The sequence below is a fragment of the Arthrobacter sp. MMS24-T111 genome (assembly GCF_054888995.1).
In genome coordinates this window covers 3,047,291-3,070,493 of record NZ_JBTZRO010000001.1, presented here as the reverse complement: position 1 = coordinate 3,070,493, position 23,203 = coordinate 3,047,291, and the positions used below count along the sequence as shown (strand labels likewise).

Below are 23,203 nucleotides of genomic sequence, written 5' to 3'. Positions count from 1 at the left end.
TATCTGCGGTGTGTCAGTGTTACTGGCCTCCACGATGGAGAGCATCGGCCAACCGCTGCCTTTTGCTACTGGGCACAGGGCATAACCTTCTCAACGGTAAATTGGGGAGATTGTGCGCCGGGCCTTGCCAGACAAACATACAGCCTACCACGGCAGCTACTTGCCCCTCACAATCTTCCGCAGCCGCTCCAGCCGTACCGCGATGTCCCGTTCGGCTCCATTGTTCGTTGGCTGGTAGTAGTCCCGCCCCACCAGGTCGTCCGGCGGATACTGCTGGCTGGCCACCCCGTGCGGAGCATCGTGGGCGTACTTGTAGCCCACACCGTGGCCCAACTGCTTGGAGCCCGGATAGTGTGCATCGCGCAGGTGGGCGGGGATTCCCACCCCGAAGCCGGCCCGCACATCGGCGATCGCCTTGTTGATGCCCATATAGGCGGCGTTGGACTTCGGTGCGGTGGCCAGGTGGACCACTGCCTCGGCCAGGATGATCCGCCCCTCCGGCATTCCGATCAGCTGCACAGCCTGTGCTGCGGCCACTGCCGTCTGGAGCGCGGTGGGATCCGCCATGCCCACATCCTCTGCCGCGGAAATGACGATCCGCCGGGCGACGAAGCGGGGGTCCTCCCCGCTTCCAGCATCCGCGCGAGGTAATGCAGTGCGGCGTCCACGTCGGAGCCCCGGATGGACTTGATGAAGGCGCTGGCCACGTCATAGTGCTGGTCGCCGGCCCGGTCGTACCGGACCGCGGCGGCATCCAGGGCACGCTCGGTGTGGCGCAACTCCACCATGACCGGCTCGGCGGCGCCGCTGCCCTCCGGAACGGAACCTTCGACGTCGTCCGCGTCACCGAAGGCGACTCCCGCCGCGGCCTCCAGCGCCGTCAACGCCCGGCGGGCGTCACCGCCGGAGAGCCGGACCAGGTGGTCGAGGGCCTCGTCGCTAAGCCTGACCTTGCCGCCGAGACCGCGGGGGTCTTCCACGGCCCGCACCAGCAGGCCCTCAATATCGGCGTCCGTGAGTGGCTTAAGAGTCAGGAGCAGGGACCGTGACAGCAGCGGGGAGACCACGGAAAAGGAAGGGTTCTCGGTGGTGGCAGCCACCAGGACCACCCAGCGGTTTTCGACCCCGGGCAGCAGCGCGTCCTGCTGGGCCTTGTTGAACCGGTGGATCTCGTCCAGGAAGAGCACAGTGGTGGTCTTGTAGAGGTCGCGGGCGGTCAGGGCGTCGTCCATGACGCGCCGGACGTCCTTGACCCCTGCCGTGATGGCGGACAGCTCAACGAATTTTCGTCCGGGCCCGCGGGCAATGACATGCGCAAGGGTGGTCTTGCCGGTGCCCGGGGGTCCCCACAGGATCAGCGAGCTGGGACCCGCAGGGCCCGCGGCGTCGGCCCCTGCCGCCAACTGCCGGAGCGGTGAGCCCTGGCCGAGCAGGTGTTGCTGGCCCACCACCTCATCCACGCTGCGCGGCCGCATGCGCACCGCCAGCGGGCTCCGCGGCGATCCCTGTCCGCGTGCACCCTGTCCTCGCGCGCCTTGTCCTCCGGTACCGGCGCCTGCCTCGGCGACGGCATCGTCGTCGTCGTTTTCTGGGCTGTGCCCGAAGAGATCATCCACATAGATAGGCTACTTCCAGTCCACTCCTGCATTTCCCCGCCCCGCAACAGCGAAGGAACGCCTATGCCCGCCACCGCTTCCGCCGGCGGCCCGCCATCCGTCCGGACGGCATTCGTGGCCGGCGCCCGGCTGGCCGGCTGGGTGGAACGCTTTGGCTCCTCCCATGGCGGCTTCCGGTTGCGGGATGACGACGACGGCCTCCGGCTTTTGGCCGCTGACGGCACTGAAGCGCTCCTGCAGGCGCCGTGGCCGGCTGACGGCCGTCCCGGACGCGGCAACGACCCGGTGGAACGGCTGGCCGCCCTGGCGTCCCAGCCGCGCCGCCTGGGACTGCTCCTGGTGCGGCGGGGCGGCTACGGCGTCGGGGTGGCAAGCGAAGGCATCCTGCTGGCGGCCAAGGCAGGCACCAGGTACGTTCAGTCGCGCACCGCGGCTGGCGGCCAGTCCCAGCAGCGGTTTGCCCGGCGCCGTTCCAACCAGGCGGACGCCTTGGTGGCCTCCGTGGCCGAACAAGCGGCTGGGGTATTCGGTGGTGAGCCGTTCGAGTACGTGGTGCCGGGCGGTGACCGGGCCCTGGCGGACCTGGTCCTGCAACAACCGCCGTTGCGGCCCTATGTCCCGCTGCCCCGGCTCGCATATCTCGACGTCACTGAGCCGCGGGCGGCGGTGCTGAAGAAGGCGGCGGCGGACGCCTGCTCCGTGCGGGTCACGGTAACCGACCCGTCCGGCTAACCATGGGCCGCCGGCTGGTCAGCAGCCCGTCAGCGACCGGCGGGGCCGCTCCTGGCGGTACACATAGCGTCCGGCTTCACTGAAGCCCGCCCGTGAATAGAGCTCCCGGGCACCATGGTTTTGCGCCGTCACCAGCAGCCAGAAATCCGTCACACCGCGGTCGACGCCGGCGTGCAGCAGCGCGTCGAGAATGGCTGCCGCAAACCCCTTGCGACGCGCGTCAGTGCGTGTGGCCATGCCGTACACGCCACCCAGCGTGCCGCCGGCAGGCATGGCAAGGCGTCCGACGGCGGCGGCGCGGCCGTCGCCGTCCCGCACAAGGGCGTACAGCGACGGGCAGCCTTCGAGGATTGTCCGTGCAGTACCCAGGGCATCACCGCCGCCGCGGCCGTCCACCTCCCACCAGACCCGCAGCCAGTCCTCGGACGGCATTGGTGCCAGTTCAACCGCCGCGCCGTTACGGCCGCCATCAGGGGTACCGCCCGCGGCCGCGCGGCGCGTCATGACCACGGTCTCGGACTGGCGGGTGAACCGCTCGGCGTCGAGCAGGTCGTGGAGCGCTGCCGTTGCGGGATTATCGAACAGCTGGAAGATCACGGGCAGCCGGCGCCGGCGGTACCAGGCCCTGGCATCGGCGAGCAAGGCGGCCAGGTCGCCGTCGGCCTGGCCGCCCTCCAGGGCACGCGGCCAGATGGAGTTGGCCCGCTGCGTGACGCCATCCGCCGCCCGGAGCACCCAGCTTCCGGCTTCATGCCGTTCGAGGGCCGGCCACGCTGCGTCCATGGCAGCTTCGAGGTCCAGTGCACTGGGTTTCACATCGTCCGGGGTCGCCACCGGCATTCCTTCCTTAACGGCCGAAGGTCCCCCGGTTGACCCGGGGAACCTTCGGCGACGGCGCCCTGGGGCTGCCGAGCTTCGTCTATTTCTTTTCTTCCGGCTTCTTGGCCTCCGGCTTGAAGTCCACGCCGGCCTCTTTGCGCTGCTGGGGCGTAATGGGCGCCGGAGCCTCGGTCAGGGGGTCATGGCCGCCGCCGGACTTCGGGAAGGCGATGACGTCGCGGATGGATTCCACGCCGGCGAGCAGCGAAACAACGCGGTCCCAGCCGAAGGCGATGCCGCCGTGCGGGGGTGCGCCGTACTTGAAGCCCTCCAGCAGGAACCCGAACTTGGTCTGCGCGTCTTCCTTGTCCAGGCCCATGAGCTCAAAGACCCGTTCCTGGACCTCACGCTGGTGGATACGGATGGAGCCGCCGCCGATTTCGTTGCCGTTGCACACGATGTCGTAAGCGTAGGACAGCGCCGATTCCGGGTCCCTGTCAAAGGTGTCCAGGAACTCGGGCTTCGGCGAGGTGAAGGCGTGGTGGACGGCGGTCCACTTGCCGGCACCGACGGCGACGTCACCGGAGGCGATGGCGGCGGCGGCCGGCTCGAACATCGGTGCGTCCACCACCCAGCAGAAGGCCCAGGCGGTGGGGTCGATCAGGCCGGTGCGGTGGCCGATTTCCACGCGCGCGGCGCCCAACAGGGCACGCGATGGCGTCTTCTCGCCGGCCGCGAAGAAGATGCAGTCACCGGGCTTGGCGCCCACGGCGTCGGCCAGGCCGGCCCGTTCGGCATCGGTGAGGTTCTTGGCAACGGGGCCCGCGAGTTCGCCGTCTTCCTTGTAGAGGACGTAGGCCAGGCCTTTGGCGCCGCGCTGCTTGGCCCATTCCTGCCACGCATCCAGGGCGCGGCGCGCCTGCGAGGCACCGCCGGGCATCACGACTGCGCCAACGTAGGGGGCCTTGAAGACGCCGAAGCTGGTGTCCTTGAAGAATTCGGTGAGCTCGGTCAGTTCCTGCCCGAAGCGAAGGTCAGGCTTGTCGGAACCGAAGCGCGCCATGGCGTCCGCATAGGTGATGCGCTCGATGGGGGTGGGGATGTCGGCACCAATGAGCTGCCACACGGCCTTGACGATGTTTTCGCCGAGCCGGATGATGTCGTCCTGGTCCACGAAACTGGCCTCGATGTCCAGCTGCGTGAATTCCGGCTGGCGGTCCGCGCGGAAGTCCTCGTCCCGGTAGCAGCGGGCGATCTGGTAGTACTTCTCAAACCCGCCCACCTGCAGCAGCTGCTTGAACAGCTGCGGGGACTGCGGGAGCGCGTACCAGGAACCCGGTGCCAGGCGGGCCGGAACCAGGAAGTCGCGGGCACCTTCCGGCGTGGAGCGGGTCAGCGTGGGCGTCTCGATCTCCACGAACCCCTCATCGTGGAGCAATTCGCGGGCCACCCGGTTGGCCTCGGAGCGGAGGCGCAGGTTCCGGCTGGGGCCTGGACGGCGGAGGTCGAGGTAGCGGTGCTTGAGGCGCGCTTCCTCGCCCACCTCGACGTGCTCGTCAATCTGGAAGGGCAGCGGGTCGGAGGTGTTGAGGATGGTGACGTCCTCGGCGATGACCTCGATCTCGCCCGTGGCCAGCGCCGGGTTCTCGTTGCCCTCGGGGCGACGGGAAACAGTGCCCTTGACCTGCAGGACGTACTCGTTGCGCAGGCCATGGAAGACCTCTTCCTCACGCACCACCACCTGCGAGACGCCGGAAGCATCGCGCAGGTCCACGAAGGCCACACCACCGTGGTCACGACGGCGGCCCACCCAGCCGGCCAGGGTTACGGTTTGTCCAATGTGCTCGGAACGAAGGGATCCGAGGTCATGTGTGCGCAGCACAGCACGCCTTTCTGCGGGAAAACAGTGGGAAGTTCAATATGATCGTTCCGGGAACGATCCCGTCCGAGTTTACCCGCTGGAAAGGTACTGCCGCCTCATGGCCCAACCCCAGCAGCTCCAACGCCGGCTCGGCGCCTTCGATGCCACCGCCATAGGCCTTGGCTCCATGCTGGGCGCCGGCGTGTTCGTGGTGTTTGCCCCCGCCGCAGCCCTGGCCGGCAACCTGTTGGTCTGGTCCGTGGTCCTCGCCGGTGTCGTGGCCTACTGCAACGCGGTTGCCTCCGCGGCGCTGGCCGCACGGTACCCCACCAGCGGCGGCACTTATGTTTACGGCCGGAAGCAACTGGGTGAGTGGCCCGGCTTTGTCGCCGGCTGGGGATTCGTCACGGGCAAGACCGCGTCCTGCGCGGCCATGGCCATGACCTTCGGCAATTACGTGGCACCGGGCTATGCCGTGCCGGTGGCCGTCGCTGCCGTGGTTGCCCTGACCGGCATCAACCTCTTGGGGATTACCCGCACCGCCCAGCTCACGCGGATCCTGTTGTGTGTGGTCGTGGCGACGCTGGTGTTCGTCGCCGTTGCCGCAGTCCTTGGACCGCATCCTGCGGCGGACGCGGCCGGTCCGGGTTCCGGTGGCCCGGCCGGGGTCCTTCCAGCGGCCGGGCTGATGTTTTTCGCCTTCGCCGGGTACGCGCGGATCGCCACGCTGGGCGAAGAAGTCAAAGATCCCTCCCGCACCATTCCACGGGCCATTCTGGCCGCGCTGGCCTCTGCCTTCACCATCTACCTGGTGCTGGCCCTACTCTTGCAGGCCCATCTGGGAGGCCGGCTCGCTGCTGCCGGGACTCCCCTCCTGGACGCGGTATTGGCATCGCAGCTGGCGGCGGGCGCACCACTGGTGCAGGTTGGTGCCGCCGCCGCATGCCTGGGCGCCCTGCTCGCGCTGATCACCGGGGTCGGGCGCACGACCCTGGCCATGGCGCGGGAAGGTGACCTTCCCCGCCCCCTGGCCAGGGTGGGCGGGGCGCACACCGTTCCGTTCGTCGCGGAACTGGCCGTGGCCGCCGTCGTGATCCTGCTCCTGCTGGCCACGGACGTAATGACCGTGGTGGGCTTCTCAAGCTTCGGGGTGCTGGTGTATTACGCAGTTGCCAACGCCTCCGCCTACACCCTTCCTACGCAACCGGGCTATGCGCCGCGCTGGCTGAACGCGGCGGGCTTCCTGGGCTGCGTGGTGCTGGCCTTCACGCTGCCGCCGGCTCCCCTGCTGACCATGGCAGCGGTCCTGGCCGCGGGTACGGCCGGCCGTTGGCTGGTGCTGCGCTTCCGGCAGCACCAGCATGGCCGGCAGCGCGGCCGCTAGGCCGGCGCGGTAGCTGTGGTGCTCACCTGGACGGTCAGGTCCTCCAGCGGCGGGGCCCAGGTCTCCGGGGCTGCCACCACCTGTTCACCGGTCCGGATGTCCTTGACCTGGTGCGTGCCGTCGTCGTCCGTGAACCATACGAACGGGATTCCGCGCCGGTCGGCGAACTTGATCTGCTTGCCGAATTTCTCGGCCTTCGCCGCGACCTCCGTGGGGATGCCCCTGCTGCGAAGCAGGGCAGCAACGTCCTGCGCTGCGCCCCAGCTGTCGTCGTGGCTCAGGGCCACCAGCACGGCCGTGGGCACGGAACGGGAGGCCTTGGCCAGGTCCTGGCTGAGGATCCGGGACACGAGGCGGGTGACGCCGATGGACAGGCCAACCCCCGGGAACTTCCGGTTGCCCTTGGACGCCAGTGCATCGTAGCGGCCGCCGGAGCAGATCGATCCCAGCTGTTCATGGCCAACCAGGACAGTCTCCACGACAGTGCCAGTGTAGTAGTCCAGGCCGCGGGCAATGCTCAGGTCCGCCAACACCTTGCCGGGGGCGCGCTGCACGGCGGCATCAATCACCTGCTCCAATTCATCCAGGCCCTCGTCCAGGAGCTCGTCGCTGACGCCCAGGGCGCGGACCTTCGCCACGAACGAGGTGTCTTCCGTGCGGATGGCCGCCAGCTCCAGCGCCTTGCCTGCCTGCTCGTCGGTGGCACCGAGCTCTGTCTTCAGCAATTCCGCCACCTTTGCGGGACCGATCTTTTCGAGCTTGTCGATGCTGCGCAGCACGCCCGCGGTGTCATCGAGCCCGATCCCCCGGTAGAAGCCTTCAGCCAGCTTGCGGTTGTTGATCCGAAGCCGGAAGTCCGGGATGGGAAGCGCGCTGAGCGCCTCAGCAATCACCAGGGCAATCTCCACGTCGTAGCGGAACGGCAACTCACCGTCGCCCACAACATCGATGTCCGCTTGGGTGAACTCCCGGGCCCGGCCTTCCTGGGGCCGCTCGCCGCGCCACACCTTCTGGATCTGGTACCGGCGGAACGGGAACGCCAGGTACCCGGCGTTTTCCACGACGTACCGGGCAAACGGAACCGTCAGGTCAAAATGCAGGGCAAGGGCGTGCGGATCGGCCTTGCCGCCCTTGACGGGGTTGTCGCTCTCGTCCTCCTGCAGCCTGCTGAGTCCGTACACTTCCTTGTCGATCTCTCCCTTGCGCAACAACTGGCCCACCGTTTCCACGGCGCGGGTTTCGATCGAGGCAAACCCGTGCAGTTCAAAGACCCGGCGCAGGGTATCGAGCACATGCAGCTCCACCAGCCGCTCCTCGGGAAGCCACTCGGGGAATCCGGACAGGGAGGCGGTGCGTGCCATGGGGAAAGTTCTCCTTACGGTGAAAGGTGCGCCGGGGGCTGCCCGCGCGCCGCTCCAAGGCGACGTTCGGCGGCAGCACAGCCAGCCATGCATAAACTATGTGCGGCAGCCAGTTTATGCGCCATCCGTGTGCATCTCTAATGCAGCGGACCGGCGCTGATGGCGGCCCCACCTGCGCCCGGCGGCCATCCGCCGGGCATCAGCAGCCCGACGACGAGGAGGACCCTTGGCGGCCAGTTCACGCAGTGCCCGCGAAACAAAACGGCGCATCCAGCAAATGGAGGCCAAGCGCGAGCTGCGGCGCCGCCAGGAGAAGCGGCGCAAACGCGACAACCTCGTGGCCGCCGGCGCGGGAGCCGCCGCCGTCGCGCTCGCCGTCGTGCTTCAACTCACCGCCTTCGCCGGAAATCCCACCGAGGACGAATACGCTGCCGCGCAGGCCGGGCTGACCGACCCGTCGGCGTCCGCAAGCGCCTCCGCCACCCCGTCCCCGCAAGTGTCCAACGGGGCGAACATTCCCGCAGCAGACACCGCCGCCGGCAAGACATTCTCCGGCGAACTGTCACTGAACGGCAGCCCCCTCGGCGTCGAAGTGGACGGCACCAAGGCGCCCCAAGCGGCCGCAGTGTTCAAGTCGCTCAGCGACCAAGGCTTCTTTAACGGCAAGACCTGCCACCGCTTGACCACAGCGGACCAGTTCGGTGTCCTGCAATGCGGCTCCGCCAACGGTGACGGCCAGGGTGACCCGAACTACTCCTGGGGCCCCTTGGAAAACACCCCTGCCGACAACAAATATCCCGCAGGGACCATCGCCGTTGCGCGGACCGGCAACAACGCCTACGGAAACGGCACCCAGTTCTTCATCGTCTACAAGGACACCGTGATCAATCCGGACTCTGCCGGCGGCTATACGGTGGTGGGAAAGGTGACGTCCGGCCTGGATGCGGTGTCCAGGATTGCCGCCGCAGGCATTACGCCCGGGGCCAGTGCCACAGACGGCGCGCCGATCCAACCAGTCACGATAGACTCGTTTTCTCTGAAGTAGGACGCCGGGCCCCAGTGGCCACGGTGCAGTACGTGAGTATTTCCCTCCAAGCGAAAGACTTTTAGCGGTGACAGACAGTCAGAAATCCGACGAAACAGCAACAGACCTGACCGTGGCGGCGGCCTCGGACACCAGCGAAGGCGCCGGCACCGAAGCAGCCAACCCCCCGGCAGCCGCAGCCCCGGAAGAGGCCGCTCCCGCGGAGGCACCGGAAACGGCCCCCGCACCGGCTCCGGGCCCCCGGCCATCCGCGCCGTCTCCTGCCGCGTTTGCGTCCCGCCCGAAGCCCGCCGCTGCCGCTCCTGCCGCCGCACCTGTTCCCGCCGCTCCCAGCACCTCCGTCGCCGAGGCTTCCAAGTGGGGCCGGGTGGAAGGGGACGGCCACGTCTACCTGACGATCGACGGCGGCGAACACCCGGTTGGGCAGTACCCCGGCGTCAGCGGTGAAGAAGCCCTGATCTACTTCGCCCGGAAGTATGACGACGTCCTGGCCCAGATCGTGCTCCTTGAACAGCGGGTAAGCTCCAAGGCTCCCAGCACTGACATGCAGAAGACCGTGACCCACCTGCACGAGCAGCTCGCCGAGCGGAACATGGTGGGCGACCTCCGCGCCGCCGAGGCCAGGCTGGAAAAGCTGGCCGGACAGATCACGGAACTCGAGAAAGCCGAAAAGGCCGAGCACGACGCCGTCCGCGCCGCCGAACTCGCGGCCAGGGAAGCCATCGTGGCTGAAGCGGAGGAGATTTCCGGCCAGGATCCTGCGCAGACGCAGTGGAAGACCTCCAGTGCGAGGATGAACGAGTTGTTCGAGAACTGGAAAACCGCCCAGAAGAGCGGTGTCCGGCTGGGCCGAAGCAACGAGGATGCGCTGTGGAAGCGGTTCAGGGCTGCACGTACCGTCTTCGACCGCCACCGCCGGGCTTATTTCTCGCAGCTGGACAGCAACAACTCGGCGGCGAAGGCCGCCAAGGAGAAGCTGATCGCCGAGGCTGAGGCGCTGTCCACCTCAACGGACTGGGGCTTCGCCGCCGGCGAGTACCGCCGGCTGATGGACCAGTGGAAGGCATCGCCGCGCGCCAGCCGGAAGGACGACGACGCATTGTGGGCCCGGTTCCGTGCCGCCCAGGACGTGTTCTTCACCTCCCGCCAGGCTGCCAACGACGAGATTGACCAGGAGTACACGGCCAACCTCGCCGTCAAGGAGGAGCTGCTGGCTGAGGCTAACGCGATTCTCCCGGTGAACGACCTTGCGGCCGCCAAGAAGGCACTGCAGTCCGTCCGGGACCGGTGGGAAGAAGCAGGCAAGGTCCCCCGCGCCGACATGGGCCGGATCGAGGCAGGCCTGCGGAAGGTGGAGGATGCCGTCCGCCACGCCGAGGAAGAGCAGTGGCAGCGGTCCAACCCCGAGCGCAAGGCCCGTACCAACAGTGCCCTGTCGCAGCTGGAGTCTGCCATTGCAGGGCTCCAGGAGGACCTCGCAAAGGCAGAGAAGAGCGGCGACCAGCGCAAGATCAAGGCCGCCCAGGAAGCCCTCGAAGCACGCCAGGCCTGGCTGGACCAGATCCAGCGCTCGGCCAGCGAGCTGTCCTGACCTTTTCTTGACTGACGCGGGCCCGGTCCGGTTATCCACATAACCCGGACCGGGCCTGTGCTCGTTAACGGCCATCCGGGCAGGATGGGGACATGGCCACAGCACCAGTTCCTTCGGTTTCCGGGCAACACAGCCCTGGCGCGGCGGGCACTCCGGCAGGCAGCCAACTCCCGGGCACGGACGCTGCCTCCGCGCCCCGTTTTCCGGAGTTGTACGCGCCGGGGGCTCCCTTTGCGGCCCCCGAACTGCAATCCCTAGCCGCCGACGGCCTGTTGGCCCGGTTCCACCAACACGGCTACACCTTGCCCGGGTTGCCGGCCTCGCCGAAGCTGCGGGCCCGGGCAGCCGCCGCCGTGGTTCCCACGGCGGTACGGCAACGCGTGGTGGCCGGCCGGATGACCGCAGCCTGGATCTTCGGTTGCGCGGCGGAACCTGACCGGCTGGCCCTGCTGGTGGATACGAAACGGAGGGTATCGAGCCTGCGGAACACGCGCGGCTGCACCCTTCACGAAGTGAAGCTCGGTCCGCTCGATGTCATCAGCCTGGGCGGCCTGATGGTCTCCACTCCGCTGCGGACGGCGCTGGATATTGCCCTGCACGTGGAAGCCGAACGCGCCCTGCCTGCCCTTACGGCGTTACTGGCGCGGCCGCAGCAGGACGTGGGACTCGGGCTGCTGGTGCGTGCCATCGAGGCCACACCCCGGGTTCCCCACAAGCGGGCAGCGCTGGAAAAACTGGCGCTGTTAGCTCCGGCGCTTGTTCCCGGTGGTGCGGTAGACGTCGAACACGCCATCGATCCGTCGGACCGCGCTCAGCACGTGGCTGAGGTACTTGGGGTCGCCCATTTCAAAAGCGAACTTTGAGATGGCCACCCGGTCGGTGGACGTGTGGACGCTGGCCGCCAGGATGTTGACGTGGTTCTCCGACAAGACGCGGGTGACGTCGGAGAGCAGCGATTTGCGGTCGAGCGCCTCTACCTGGATTTCCACCAGGAACACGCTTGACTGGGTGGGCGCCCAGTCAACGTCCACGATCCGGTCGGGCTGGTCCTTGAGGTCGGAGATGTTGGTGCAGTCGGTGCGGTGCACGGAAACGCCCGAACCCCTGGTCACGAACCCGAGGATGGGATCCGGCGGCACGGGGGTACAGCAACGGGCCAGCTTCACCCAGACGTCGCCCACGCCGCGGACCACAACGCCGGAATCGGAGAAGCGGGCCTTGGTGACCTGGGTGGGGATGCTGACTTCTTCGACGTCGTCATCGGCGCTTTCGTTGCCGCCCAGGCTCTCGATGAGCTTTTCCATGACGGACTGGGCCGAGGTGTGGCCGTCACCCACGCCCGCGTAGAGGCCGGAGATGTCGGTGTACTTGAATTCCTCGGCCACGGCAGCCAGGGCCTCGTGGGTCATCAGCCGCTGCAGCGGAAGGTTCTGCTTCCGCATGGCGCGGGTCAGCAGTTCCTTGCCGCGGTCGATCGCCTCTTCGCGGCGTTCCTTGCTGAACCACTGCCGGATCTTGTTGCGGGCCCGCGCGCTTTTGACGAAGTGCTGCCAGTCCTGGCTGGGGCCGGCGCCCTCGGCCTTCGAGGTGAAGATCTCCACCCAGTCGCCGTGGTTCAGTTCGCTGTTGAGCGGAACCAGCTTCCCGTTGACGCGGGCGCCGATGGTGCGGTGCCCAACTTCGGTGTGCACGGCGTAGGCGAAGTCAACGGGCGTCGATCCCGCCGGCAACGCCATGACCTCGCCCTTGGGGGTGAAGACGAACACTTCGCGGGCGTTGATTTCAAAGCGGAGCGAGTCCAGGAACTCTCCGGGATCGGATGTCTCCTGCTGCCAGTCCACCAGGGAGCGCAGCCAGCCCATGTCGCCGTCGCGCGGGCTTCCGGGGCCGACGGCGGTGCGGTTCGGCTGGTCTTTGTACTTCCAGTGTGCGGCCACGCCGTATTCGGCCCGGCGGTGCATTTCGTGCGTCCGGATCTGGATTTCCACCGGCTTGCCGCCGGGGCCGATCACGGTGGTGTGCAGGGACTGGTACATGTTGAATTTGGGCATCGCGATGTAATCCTTGAACCTGCCGGGCAACGGGTTCCAGCGCGAATGCATGGTGCCCAGGGCTGCATAGCAGTCCCGGACGGAGTCCACCAGGACACGGACACCCATGAGGTCATTGATGTCGTCGAAGTCCTTGTCGCGGACAATCATCTTTTGGTAGATCGAGTAATAGTGCTTGGGCCGGCCGGTGATGGTGGCCTTGATGCGGGCGGCACGCAGGTCCTCGGTGATCTGGTCGCGGATGACGCCAAGGCTCTTTTCCCGCTCGGGGGTCCGGTCCCCCACCATCCGGACAATCTCTTCGTACACCTTGGGATAGAGCGCCGCGAAGGACAGGTCCTCCAGCTCCCATTTGATGGTGTTCATGCCCAGGCGGTGCGCGAGCGGAGCGAAAATCTCCAGGGTCTCCCGCGCCTTTCGGGCTGACGACTCAGCGGACACGAACCGCCAGGTGCGCGCATTGTGCAGCCGGTCCGCCAGCTTGATCATCAGCACCCGAATGTCCTTGGCCATGGCGACGACCATCTTGCGGACCGTCTCGGACTGGGCGGCTTCGCCGAAACTGACCTTGTCCAGTTTGGTCACGCCGTCCACCAGCATGGCCACTTCGGGCCCGAAGTCCCGCTTCAGGTCCGCCAGGGTATACGGGGTGTCCTCCACGGTGTCATGCAGCAGGGCCGCTGCCAAGGTGGTGCCGCTGAGCCCGAGTTCGGCCAGGATGGTGGCGACGGCCACGGGGTGGGTGATGTAGGGGTCGCCGCTCTTGCGTTTTTGCCCGCGGTGGCTTCGCTCGGCGACGTCGAACGCGCGCTGGATGAGGTCGAAGTCCTCTTTGGGATTGTTGGCCCGGACGGTCCGCAGCAGTGGTTCGAGGATGGGCGAGTAAGTGGCCGTTCCCCGTCCCGTCAGGCGGGCAAGCCTGGACCTGGTACGCTCCCGGCGGCCGGGAAACGTGGCGCGCGAGCCTGAATTGTCCACGGGAACCAACGATCCGGAGCGCGCCGAAGATGCCATACCGGCCTGTACACCGGCAGGATTCTTATCATCCTCTGCCGTAGGCGCCGACGCCGATCGTTCTTCCAATGAAGCACCCCTCACCACCATTTAATTACCCCAGTCTATTCCCCAAGGCAGTGACTTTTATAACCGGCCCCGCATATGCGAAGACCGGGCAACGCAGGGTCTGCGTTGCCCGGTCCTGCAGGGAGTAGCGGGTGCCGTCGGCGGCGGGATCAGGCCTTGGCCGGCGAGGCCGGAACTGCCCGTTCCGCCGTGCCCGCCCGCCGTTGTTCGACGCGCCGCGCCTGCTTGACGAGGTCAGGTTCGCCCTGGCGGAGCCACGCGTACATCGGGGCAGCCACGAAGATGGTCGCGGCGGTGCCGATGAGGATGCCGACGAACAACGCCAGCGACAGGTCGCGGAGGGTTCCTGCACCCAAGAGCCCGGCCCCGATGAAGAGAATGGCCCCCACGGGGAGGATGGCCACCATCATGGTGTTGATGGAGCGGACCAGGGTTTGGTTGACGGCAAGGTTGACTTCCTCGCCGAAAGTCCGGCGGGTGGAGGCATCGATGCCGGAGGTGTTTTCCCGGATCTTGTCGAAGACCACGACGGTGTCATACAGCGAGTAGCTGAGTACCGTGAGGAAGCCGATGATGGCCGACGGCGTGACCTCAAAGTCACTCAGGGCGTAAACCCCGGCGGTGATGAACATCGTCACCGCCATACCGGCAAGAGCCGAGAGCGACATCTTCCAGGTGCGGAAGTACAGGGCCATCAGCAACGCCGCGAGGAGCACGAATACCACCAGGCCGATCAACGCCTGCTTGGTCACGTCAGCACCCCACGTGGGACCGACGAACGTGGACGTCACCTCGTTGTCGGTGACTCCATAGGCCGTGGTCAGGCCTTGCTTGATCTTGAGGGTTTCATCATCGGCCAGCTTGTCGGTCTGGATCCGCATGGTGTTGCCTGCGATGTTCGCCACCCGGGGAACACTGCCGGCCACAACATCGGTGACCGCGTGCTCACCCACGGTGGGGTCAGTCGTCTTCACATTGGAAACCGTGAACTCGGACCCGCCGCGGAACTCGATCCCAAGGTTGAAGCCGCCCTTGGCCACCGGGATGATGATGGACAAGGCCACTGCCACGGCAGCGATGAGGAACCAGATCTTCTTGGCGCCCACAAAGTCGTAGGAGCGCTTTCCGGTGTAGAGCTCGTTACCAAAACTGGCGAAGCCTGACATTACTTGTTCTCCTTCGCGGAGGTTTTCGACGAGCCGGCGAGCTGTTCCTGCTTCTCCGCCAAGCGCCGTTCGGCGATGGTCATGCGTCGTTCGGCCTCGGCAGCTGCACCGGCATTCTTGCCGCGCACCGCCACGGGCCGGTCCTCCGGGGTCCGGATGCGGCCGGCACCGCGGTACAGCGGCACCGCTCCCAGCCGCTCCGGGTCCAGGCCGGAGAACTTATGGCCCTCACCAAAGAACTTTGTGCGCGCCAGGAGCTGCAGCGTGGGGTGCGTGAACATGAACACCACTATGAGGTCGGCGATGGCCGTGAGGCCCAGCGTGAAAGCGAACCCCCGGACGTTGCCTACGGCCACGAAGTACAGGACAAGGGCCGCGAGGAGGTTGACCGCCTTGGAGGCCAGGACCGTGCGCTTGGCACGCTTCCAGCCGTTTTCGACGGCGGACACCAGGCCGCGGCCCTCGCGCAGTTCGTCACGGATGCGTTCGAAGTAGACGATGAACGAGTCCGCCGTCTGGCCGATGGCCACGATGATGCCCGCGACGCCCGCCAGGGACAGCCGGTAGTTCTCGGTCCAGCCAAGGATCGCGATGGCCAGGTAGGTCAGGGCTCCGGCCACCACCAGGGATGCGATGGTGACAAATCCGAGGGCCCGGTACTGGAACAGCGAGTAGACCACCACGAGGAGGAGGCCGATCAGGCCGGCCAAAAGGCCCATACGCAGCTGTTCACCACCGAGGGTGGCCGAAATCTGCTGATCACTCTGGATTTCGAAGCTGATGGGCAGGGCGCCAAACCTCAGCTGGTCGGACAACGCCTTGGCTGTCTGTTCGGTGAACCCGCCCGTGATCTGCGGGCGTCCGTCAGTGATGACGGCCAGCGACCGGGGAGCGGAAATGACGCGATCGTCCAGCACGATGGCGAACTGGGATTTCGGATCGGTGCCCGATTCGCCGCCCGCGGCTACGTAGAACTGGTTCAGTCGCTCGGTGACGTCCTTGAACTTGGCCGTGCCTTCGGCGTCGAACTGGATGTTCACGGCCCAGTCATTGGTGACCGCGCCCTGCGCGCCCTGCTGCAGCTGGAAGGACGAGGTAACGATGTTCGTGCCCTTGACCTCCACCGGCCCCAGGATGTACTTGATGGCGGGGGTTTTGGCGGTGGCAGGTTCGCACGTTACCAGCGGCTTGGTTGGATCGGACCGCTGCGGGTTCTCGGCCTGGGCGCTGTTGCAGTCCAGCGCTTCGAACTGCTTGTAGATTTCCGGCGTGATCCAGTTGGTGTCGCTGCTGTTGGCCGGCGCAGCGGTCGGCTTGGGCAGCTGGTCATCCGGTGTCTGTGACTCCGGCGGCACAGCTGCTCCGTCACCGTTGAGGATGACGGGGCGGAAGTTCATGTCGGCGGAGGCCTGGATCAGGTTCCGGGTTTCAGCCGACGGCGTGCCGGGAAGGCTGACCACCACGTTGCGGCCGGACTGGGTGCTGATTTCCGCTTCGGAGACGCCGGAGCCGTCCACGCGCTGGCGGATGATCGCCACGGCCTGGTTGAGTTGTTGTTCGTTGATGTCCGAACCACCCTCAACTTTCGGCGCCAGGATCATCTGGGTGCCGCCTTCGAGGTCCAGGGCCAGTTTGGGTGCCCAGCTGGCTTGTCCGGCAATGGTGCCGCCAGCTAGGACGGCGGCCAGCGCTGCCAGGAGTACACCAAGCCAGACCAGGACGCGAAGCCCTGGTTTCTTGCGGCCAGTTCGTGCCATTGTCGATCTTTCTCTTATTCGCGGAAGAACCGCCGGCGCGGGCTGCAGCCTGCGCCGGCGGCAATCCGCAGCGGTAGAGGGAGGAAAGGAGCCAGCGGGCCTAGCTGTCCTTCTTGCCCTCGTCGTTGAGGCGCTTCAGGGTTTCCTCGGGAGTCTCGGCGCCCGTCACTGGGCTGCCAGTCTCCGGGGTGGTGAGCGAGGAAGCATCGTCGGGGACGGCAGGCGAGGCGACGGCCGGCTCAGCTGCAGGCTCGACCACCTTGGTCACCGCTTGGCGGTGCACGGTGGCAAGGTTTCCGGGGGACAGTTCAAGGGTGACCTTGTTCTCTGCTTCGTCGATGTCCACGATCCGGCCGAAAAGGCCGAAGCTGGTCATGACCTCCACGCCCGGGGCAAACTTCGACTGGAGCTCTGCCTGCTGCTGCTGCGTCTTCTTGTTGCGGCGGAACATCATGAAGATGAAGACGCCGAGCATGACGAACAGGAGAATTGACATTGGATCCAAGGGGAATTCCGTTCTTTTGCGTGGGTATTGCCGGTTTTCCAGCGACGTCGGCCTCGCTTCAGCCGGGGCGGGATGTAGACGCAGGCAAAGCCTGACGGTTCCTTCCCCAAGCGACGGAGGCGTCAGGGCCACCGGCGAAACAAAGCGCCGAACGTGCCGGGCGTCATACCAGTCTAAAGGGAAAAGCTGAAGGGAGCCTGCTATTGGCCTTCCGGGGCCCATTCGCCGCCGCCGGCGGCTTCTTCCCCGGAATCGAAAAGGTCCAGCTGTTCCTGCGCGAAGATTCCCGATGGGATGGCGTAGCCCAGGTGCGTCCAGGCGGGCGCCATGGCGATCCGGCCGCGGGGGGTCCGCCCCAGCAGGCCCTCGCGGACCAGGAAGGGTTCCGCCACCGTCTCCACGGTTTCGGTTTCTTCACCGACGGCGATGGCGAGCGTGGACAGGCCTACGGGGCCGCCGCCGAACTTGGTGATCAGGGCCTCAAGGACGGCCCGGTCCAGCCGGTCCAGGCCCTTCTTGTCCACTTCGTACATGTCCAGGGCGGCTGAAGCTGCCCGTGAGTCGATCTGCTCGATGCCGTGCACCAGCGCCCAGTCCCGGACCCGGCGCAGGAGCCGGTTGGCAATGCGGGGGGTGCCGCGGGAACGGCCAGCGATTTCGGCGAAGCCAGCGGAGTTCACTTTCAGGTCCAGCAAGCCGGCGGAGCGCCGCAGGACCAGCTCAAGCTCGGGAACGGAGTAGAACTCGAGGTGGCCGGTAAAGCCGAACCGGTCCCGGAGCGGGCCCGGGAGCAGGCCGGCCCGGGTGGTGGCGCCCACCAGGGTGAACGGCGGGAGCTCCAACGGAATGGCGGTGGCGCCGGCGCCCTTGCCCACCACGATGTCCACGCGGAAGTCTTCCATGGCCATGTACAGCATTTCTTCTGCGGGCCGGGACATGCGGTGGATTTCGTCCAGGAACAGCACCTCGCCCTCCGAGAGGGAGGACAGGATGGCGGCGAGGTCGCCGGCATGCTGGATGGCGGGGCCGCTGCTGAGCCGCAAGGGTGCGTTCATCTCCGCGGCAACGATCATGGCCAGCGTGGTCTTGCCGAGGCCGGGAGGCCCGGAAAACAGCACGTGGTCCGCCGTCCGCCCGCGCATCCGGGAGGCCTGCAACACCAGGGACAGCTGCTTGCGGACGCGGTGCTGCCCAACGAAATCATCGAGGTTCTTGGGCCGCAGCGCCGCCTCGATGGCCCGTTCTTCCGGCTCCTCCCCCGCTGCAACCAGTGACGGTTCAGCCACGGCTGCCTACGCGGTTGCCTGCCCGGGCGCCGTCCTGGCCCAGCCAGCGGAGCGTGGTGCGCAGGATCTCCGGAACATTGCCGCGGAAGGAGACCTCGGGTTCGTCGGCCAAGGCCTTGTCGATGCTGCCCGACGCGTCTTTTTCGGACCAGCCAAGGCTGGTCATTGCGGCGATCACCTGCGGCTTCCAGGCGGCCTCGGCAGGGGTTGCGGCGCCGGCCGCGGGAGCGGTCCCGTGTGGAACGAGCTTGCCGGCCAGTTCCAGCACGATCCGGCCCGCCACCTTGGGACCGATCCCCGGAACCTTGGTGAACGTCTTGCTGTCCCCCGTGTGCGCGGCAACGCGGATCGCCTCCGGCTCATGGACCGCCAGCACGGCAAGGGCAAGCCTGGGGCCGACACCGCTGACACTGAGCAGGACGTCGAAAACCTCGCGTTCGTCGTCGGAGGCGAAGCCGAAAAGCGTCAGCGAATCCTCCCGGACGATCAGGGACGTGAAGGCTGCCCCTGTTCGCCCACCTGCAGCCGGCTGAGGGTCTGCGGCGTCGCGTTCACGCTCATGCCTGCGCCATTGAGGTCGATGACGGCCGTGGACAGGCCAACGTGCGCTACGGTTCCGCGGAGGAAACTGATCAAGGCCGGGCTCCCGTTGTATCGCCGGCCTCGCAGTGAGCACCCGGCTATCCGAACATATCTACGAATACCCTAGCAAGCGGCAAGGGCATTCAGCGTGCGCGGCGCGCCTTCGCCTCGGCCTCGGCCCACGCCCGCTGGGCCGGCGTCAAGGACGAACTGCCCGGCCCGGTGGTTGCCACGGCCGCACCGCTCCCGGCCCGCCACGCGTGGGTGATGGCCAGAGCCAGCGCGTCGGCGGCATCAGCCGGCCGCGGCGGCGCCTCGAGGCGGAGGATCTTGGTGACCAGCTTGGTTACGGCGTCCTTGTTGGACGAACCGCTCCCGGTGACCGCCGCCTTCACTTCCGACGGCGTATGCAACGCCACCGGGATGCCGCGGCGGGCGGCCGCCGCGATGACGACGCCGGACGCCTGCGCCACGCCCATCACGGTGCTGACGTTCAGTTGCGAAAAGACGCGTTCGACGGCGAGGACCTCGGGTTCGTACCGGTCCAGCCACTCGTCGATGGCGGTGGCAATAACCAGCAGCCGCCGGTCCAGCGATTCCTCGGGCGAGGTGCCCACCACACCGACGGCCACCATGGTGGCCCTGCGGTTCCGCTCGACGTCCACCACGCCGATCCCGCAACGGGTCAGGCCGGGGTCGACGCCCAGGACGCGGAGCGTCACCGCTGGTGCCGGGCCTTAGCTGGCAAGGTGGGACGTCACTCTGATTCCAGGGCAGCTTGGACTTCGTCGCTGAGATCGGCGTTGCTGTAGACGTTTTGGACGTCGTCGAGGTCTTCGAGGGCGTCTGCCAGCTTCAGGAACTTGCGGGCGCCGTCAACGTCGAGTTCCACCTGCATCGACGGGACGAACTCCACCTCGTCGGTATCGTATTCGATGCCGGCTTCCGCCAAGGCCTCGCGGATGGCCTGCAGGTCACCCGGTTCCGAGTGGATCTCGAAAGTCTCGCCGTTGTCCTTGACTTCCTCGGCGCCCGCATCCAGCACGGCCATCAGGACGTCGTCCTCGCTCAGGCTGTTCTTGGGCAGGTTGACCACGCCCTTGCGGGTGAAGAGATAGCTGACAGACCCGGGGTCGGCAATGGTGCCGCCGTTGCGGGAGATGGCCAGGCGGACCTCGGAGGCCGCGCGGTTCTTGTTGTCCGTGAGGCACTCGATCAGCAGGGCCGAGCCCTGGGGGCCACGGGCTTCGTACATGATCTCCGTGTAGTCCACCACTTCGCCGGTGAGGCCGGCGCCGCGCTTGATGGCGCGGTCGATGTTGTCGTTGGGGACCGAGGTCTTCTTGGCCTTGGTCACCGCAAGTTCCAGGCCCGGGTTGCCCGCGAGGTCCGGTCCGCCCATCCGGGCGGCTACTTCGATGTTCTTGATCAGCTTGGCGAACGACTTGGCGCGGCGGCTGTCAATGATCGCCTTTTTGTGCTTGGTCGTCGCCCATTTGGAGTGGCCTGACATGCTTTACGCTTCTCCTCTGATCATGCGGATAAAAAGTTCGTGTACGCGTTTTTCGCCAGTCACTTCCGGGTGGAAGGAGGTGGCCAGCAGCTGGCCGGAACGCACTGCCACAATTCTAGCCGCCCCGGGCAGCGGGACGGCGTGGGAGGCGTGCTCCGGGTCCGCCGGTTCAACCTGGGCGAGGACTTCCACTCCCGGGCCTACCCGCTCCACCCACGGGCCGCGGATGAACACGGCGTGCACCGGGGCCACCCCTGATTCGGTGGCGCTGAAGTCCAGCCCCTTGAAGTCCAGGTCGGTTTCGAAGGACTCCCGCTGGCGCCCGAACGCGTTGCGGCGGACGGTAATGTCCAGCCCACCGAATGTCTGCTGCGGGGCGCCTGCGAGGTCGGTTGCGGGATCCGCGATGTCCGAGGCAAGCAGGATCATGCCGGCGCACGAGCCGTAGACGGGGAGCCCTTCGGCGATGTACTTCCGGAGCGGATCGGCGAGCTCGAAGGCCCGGGCGAGCTTGTCGATGGTGGTCGATTCGCCGCCGGGGATGATGAGGCCGTCGAGGCCGTCCAGCTCCCGGGGACGCCGCACCGGCACGCCGCGGGCGCCGGTAGCCTCGGCCGCATGGAGATGCTCGCGGAAATCGCCTTGCAGTGCCAGGACACCGATCCGCAGGCCTGCTCCTACGCGCGCAGGAGCAGCTGAAGGGGGATTTGTCATCCCTCCAGCATACGGGCCACGCCCGTCGCCCACGGTCCGGCGGCACGGTCCCGGCAGCGGTTGCATGCCGTTGCTGGGATATATTCAAAACATGGTCTTCTTCAGTGTTCCGCTCGGCAAGCTGGTCCGCCGGTTGTCCCGGCTTCGGGGCGGCGGCTCGGCCCTGCCGGGCCTGGTGGTCGAGAAAATCGATCCCGGGTTCATGCGGCGGACGCTCAGCACCCTCCCCCACGGTGTGGCCGTCGTCAGCGGCACCAACGGCAAGACCACCACCACGAAAATGGTGGTTGAACTGCTCGAAAGCCAGGGACTGAAAGTTTTCACCAACCGCACCGGCAGCAACTTCACCCGCGGCGTTGCGGCGGCGCTCCTGGGCGAGGTGGACTGGCGTGGCAGGCTCGACGCCGACGTCGCGGTCCTGGAACTCGACGAAGCCCACGCGGTGCACTTCGTGAACAGCGTCCCGCCCCGCTACTGCCTGCTGCTGAATGTGCTGCGCGACCAGTTGGACCGCTTTGGCGAGATCGACAAAACCGCCCAGCTGCTCCAGCACATCGCCGCCAAAACCACCGGAACCGTGGTGCTGAACCGTGAGGACCCGCGGGTGGCACGCATCGCGGACACCCTCACGGGCCAGGAGGTCAAGTACTTCGGCCTCGACGAATCATTGCTGGGAACCTTTCCCAACGACGACGACATGCGCGCGGCCCCCGGCAGCCCCGCCCCGGCGGGCCGGCCGCAGAAGCCGCAGGCCGACGTCGTACTGCTGAAGGTGGGCGCGGACAGCGCCGAGTTTGCGTACGACGGCGGCACGGTCACCACGGCAATGAAGCTGCGGGGCGTGTACAACATCTTCAACGCCGCGGCGGCACTGACGCTGGCCCGCAGCATTTGCGGCGGCGGAGCCGCCTCCGCCAACCACGCCACCTTGCTGGAGGCGCTGTCCAAGGTGGCGCCCGCGTTTGGACGCGGAGAAAGCCTGACCGTTGAAGGCCTGCCGCTTGACCTTGTCCTGGTGAAGAACCCCAGCGGATTCCGGCTGGGGCTCAAGTCCTTCCCGGCCGGCGGGTACGCCACCATGATCGCGATCAATGACAACTACGCCGACGGCCGGGACATGTCCTGGCTGTGGGATGTGGAATTCGATTCGCTCCGGGCCGAAGGTGTTGACGAGCTGACCGGTTCCAGGGCCTATGACATGGCGCTGCGGCTGCAATATGACGACGTCCGCATCGGCGCCGTCCAGCCCGAGATCGCACCCGCGCTGGCGGCCTTCATCAGGGAAGGCCGCGGGAAGCCCAAGCGGATCTTCTGCACGTACACCGCCATGCTGGCCATCCGCCGTGAGCTGGCCAAAATCACCACCGTGGAGGTTGTCTCGTGAATCCGGCCGAAGACTCGACAACTGCCACGCCGTCCAAGGGCACGCTCCGCGTGGTGCAGCTCTACCCGCGGGACATGAACATCTATGGCGACTGGGGCAACGCCTTGGTCCTGCAACGCAGGATCGCCTGGCACGGCTATACGCCGGATGTCCTCGAATACAACGTGGGCGATCCCTTCCCCGACAATGTGGACATCATCGTCGGCGGCGGCGGGCAGGACAGCGGCCAGCTGATCATCCAGGACGACCTGCAGGCCCGGGCCGGCGAATTGCGGGAACTGGCCGAAGAAGGCGCACCCATGCTGGTCATCTGCGGCCTGTACCAACTTTTTGGCCGCTTCTTCAAGACCCGCACCGGTGCAGTGATCCCGGGCATCGGCATCCTGGACGTGGAAACCCACGGCACGGACGAGCGCCTGATCGGCAACGTCAAGGTGTCAAGCACGGAGTTCGGCGAAGTCCTTGGCTACGAAAACCACAGCGGACAAACCACCCTGGGCAGCGGGGTCAGGCCTTTGGGCACGGTTCCCAAGGGAACCGGGAACAACAGCACTGACGGCCACGAAGGTGCCCGGTACCGGAATATCGTGGCAAGCTACCTGCACGGTTCCCTGCTGCCCAAGAACCCGGCCATTGCCGACTTCCTGATCCGGACCGCGGCAGAACGAAAGTTCGGCAGCTTCTCCCCGGAACACCGGACGATGCCTACGCTGTCTTGGCGCGGGAGCACGCAGCCCGCAGGCCCCGCTAAAA

General features: G+C 66.7%; 17 protein-coding genes and 3 pseudogenes. 7 read left to right on the top strand and 13 right to left on the bottom strand.

The genetic code is table 11. The features are described from left to right. Nucleotides 1–156: 156 nt before the first annotated feature. Nucleotides 157–1,616: pseudogene (locus ACX5I6_RS14435) on the bottom strand (replication-associated recombination protein A). A gap of 63 nt (nucleotides 1,617–1,679) precedes the next feature. Between ACX5I6_RS14435 and ACX5I6_RS14430 the strand changes: the two are divergent. Continuing rightward, entirely contained in the window at nucleotides 1,680–2,348 is a 669-nt protein-coding gene (locus ACX5I6_RS14430; protein WP_461840922.1) for an acVLRF1 family peptidyl-tRNA hydrolase, read from the top strand. Nucleotides 2,349–2,366: 18 nt separating this feature from the next. Here the strand turns inward: ACX5I6_RS14430 and ACX5I6_RS14425 are convergent, their stop codons facing one another. Together ACX5I6_RS14425 and aspS are read right to left on the bottom strand one after the other, a co-directional pair. Further along, nucleotides 2,367–3,188, bottom strand: coding sequence for a GNAT family N-acetyltransferase (locus tag ACX5I6_RS14425; RefSeq protein WP_461840921.1), 822 nt, complete (start codon nucleotides 3,186–3,188; stop codon nucleotides 2,367–2,369). Nucleotides 3,189–3,267: 79 nt separating this feature from the next. Beyond that, a complete protein-coding gene (gene aspS / locus ACX5I6_RS14420; RefSeq protein WP_461840920.1) occupies nucleotides 3,268–5,049 on the bottom strand; it encodes an aspartate--tRNA ligase in 1,782 nt (593 codons plus the stop codon). A 97-nt stretch (nucleotides 5,050–5,146) separates the two neighbouring features. On the opposite strand from aspS, the gene ACX5I6_RS14415 reads away from it, so the two are divergent. Then, a complete protein-coding gene (locus ACX5I6_RS14415; RefSeq protein WP_461840919.1) occupies nucleotides 5,147–6,412 on the top strand; it encodes an APC family permease in 1,266 nt (421 codons plus the stop codon). On the opposite strand, the gene hisS is transcribed toward ACX5I6_RS14415, so the two are convergent. Beyond that, on the bottom strand, nucleotides 6,409–7,773 hold the full coding sequence (gene hisS / locus ACX5I6_RS14410) for a histidine--tRNA ligase (RefSeq protein WP_461840918.1): 1,365 nt from the start codon (nucleotides 7,771–7,773) through the stop codon (nucleotides 6,409–6,411). The two genes, ACX5I6_RS14415 and hisS, sit on opposite strands and share 4 nt — an antisense overlap. 226 nt (nucleotides 7,774–7,999) lie before the next feature. Between hisS and ACX5I6_RS14405 the strand changes: the two genes are divergently transcribed. The 3 genes from ACX5I6_RS14405 to ACX5I6_RS14395 all read left to right on the top strand — a co-directional run bounded on the left by ACX5I6_RS14405 (nucleotide 8,000) and on the right by ACX5I6_RS14395 (nucleotide 11,272). Continuing rightward, nucleotides 8,000–8,818, top strand: coding sequence for a peptidylprolyl isomerase (locus ACX5I6_RS14405; RefSeq protein WP_461840917.1), 819 nt, complete (start codon nucleotides 8,000–8,002; stop codon nucleotides 8,816–8,818). A gap of 67 nt (nucleotides 8,819–8,885) precedes the next feature. Continuing rightward, nucleotides 8,886–10,409, top strand: a complete 1,524-nt coding sequence (locus tag ACX5I6_RS14400) for a DUF349 domain-containing protein (protein ID WP_461840916.1) — start codon at nucleotides 8,886–8,888, stop codon at nucleotides 10,407–10,409. A gap of 92 nt (nucleotides 10,410–10,501) precedes the next feature. Beyond that, nucleotides 10,502–11,272, top strand: coding sequence for a hypothetical protein (locus ACX5I6_RS14395; RefSeq protein WP_461840915.1), 771 nt, complete (start codon nucleotides 10,502–10,504; stop codon nucleotides 11,270–11,272). Here the strand turns inward: ACX5I6_RS14395 and ACX5I6_RS14390 are convergent. From ACX5I6_RS14390 to pdxT, 9 genes and pseudogenes are all read right to left on the bottom strand, one after another. Beyond that, complete coding sequence (locus ACX5I6_RS14390; protein ID WP_461840914.1) at nucleotides 11,153–13,543, bottom strand: RelA/SpoT family protein; 2,391 nt, start codon at nucleotides 13,541–13,543, stop codon at nucleotides 11,153–11,155. The genes ACX5I6_RS14395 and ACX5I6_RS14390 overlap by 120 nt on opposite strands. Before the next feature lie 149 nt (nucleotides 13,544–13,692). Then, nucleotides 13,693–14,709, bottom strand: a complete 1,017-nt coding sequence (gene secF / locus ACX5I6_RS14385; RefSeq protein WP_461840913.1) for a protein translocase subunit SecF — start codon at nucleotides 14,707–14,709, stop codon at nucleotides 13,693–13,695. Further along, a complete protein-coding gene (gene secD / locus ACX5I6_RS14380; RefSeq protein ID WP_461840912.1) occupies nucleotides 14,709–16,466 on the bottom strand; it encodes a protein translocase subunit SecD in 1,758 nt (585 codons plus the stop codon). Before secD ends, secF begins: the two co-directional genes overlap by 1 nt. Nucleotides 16,467–16,566: 100 nt before the next feature. After that, nucleotides 16,567–16,962 carry a preprotein translocase subunit YajC gene (gene yajC, locus ACX5I6_RS14375; protein WP_461840911.1) on the bottom strand — a complete coding sequence of 132 codons (396 nt, stop codon included), beginning with the start codon at nucleotides 16,960–16,962 and terminating at the stop codon, nucleotides 16,567–16,569. Nucleotides 16,963–17,171: 209 nt separating this feature from the next. Next, nucleotides 17,172–18,257 (bottom strand): Holliday junction branch migration DNA helicase RuvB, encoded by a 1,086-nt coding sequence (ruvB, locus tag ACX5I6_RS14370; protein WP_461840910.1) that lies wholly within the window; start codon nucleotides 18,255–18,257, stop codon nucleotides 17,172–17,174. Then, a pseudogene (gene ruvA, locus ACX5I6_RS14365) lies at nucleotides 18,250–18,893 on the bottom strand (Holliday junction branch migration protein RuvA). Before ruvA ends, ruvB begins: the two are co-directional and overlap by 8 nt. Before the next feature lie 89 nt (nucleotides 18,894–18,982). Further along, the gene (gene ruvC, locus ACX5I6_RS14360; RefSeq protein ID WP_018761453.1) at nucleotides 18,983–19,561 is read right to left on the bottom strand and encodes a crossover junction endodeoxyribonuclease RuvC; all 579 of its coding nucleotides are present in this window, start codon (nucleotides 19,559–19,561) and stop codon (nucleotides 18,983–18,985) included. 35 nt (nucleotides 19,562–19,596) lie between these two features. Continuing rightward, complete coding sequence (locus ACX5I6_RS14355) at nucleotides 19,597–20,352, bottom strand: YebC/PmpR family DNA-binding transcriptional regulator (RefSeq protein ID WP_461840909.1); 756 nt, start codon at nucleotides 20,350–20,352, stop codon at nucleotides 19,597–19,599. A gap of 3 nt (nucleotides 20,353–20,355) precedes the next feature. Then, nucleotides 20,356–21,066, bottom strand: coding sequence for a pyridoxal 5'-phosphate synthase glutaminase subunit PdxT (gene pdxT, locus ACX5I6_RS14350; protein ID WP_285318002.1), 711 nt, complete (start codon nucleotides 21,064–21,066; stop codon nucleotides 20,356–20,358). 91 nt (nucleotides 21,067–21,157) lie between these two features. On the opposite strand from pdxT, the gene ACX5I6_RS14345 reads away from it, so the two are divergent. After that, complete coding sequence (locus tag ACX5I6_RS14345) at nucleotides 21,158–22,450, top strand: MurT ligase domain-containing protein (RefSeq protein WP_461840908.1); 1,293 nt, start codon at nucleotides 21,158–21,160, stop codon at nucleotides 22,448–22,450. After that, a pseudogene (locus ACX5I6_RS14340) lies at nucleotides 22,447–23,201 on the top strand (type 1 glutamine amidotransferase). Before ACX5I6_RS14345 ends, ACX5I6_RS14340 begins: the two are co-directional and overlap by 4 nt. The last annotated feature ends 2 nt before the right edge of the window (nucleotides 23,202–23,203 follow it).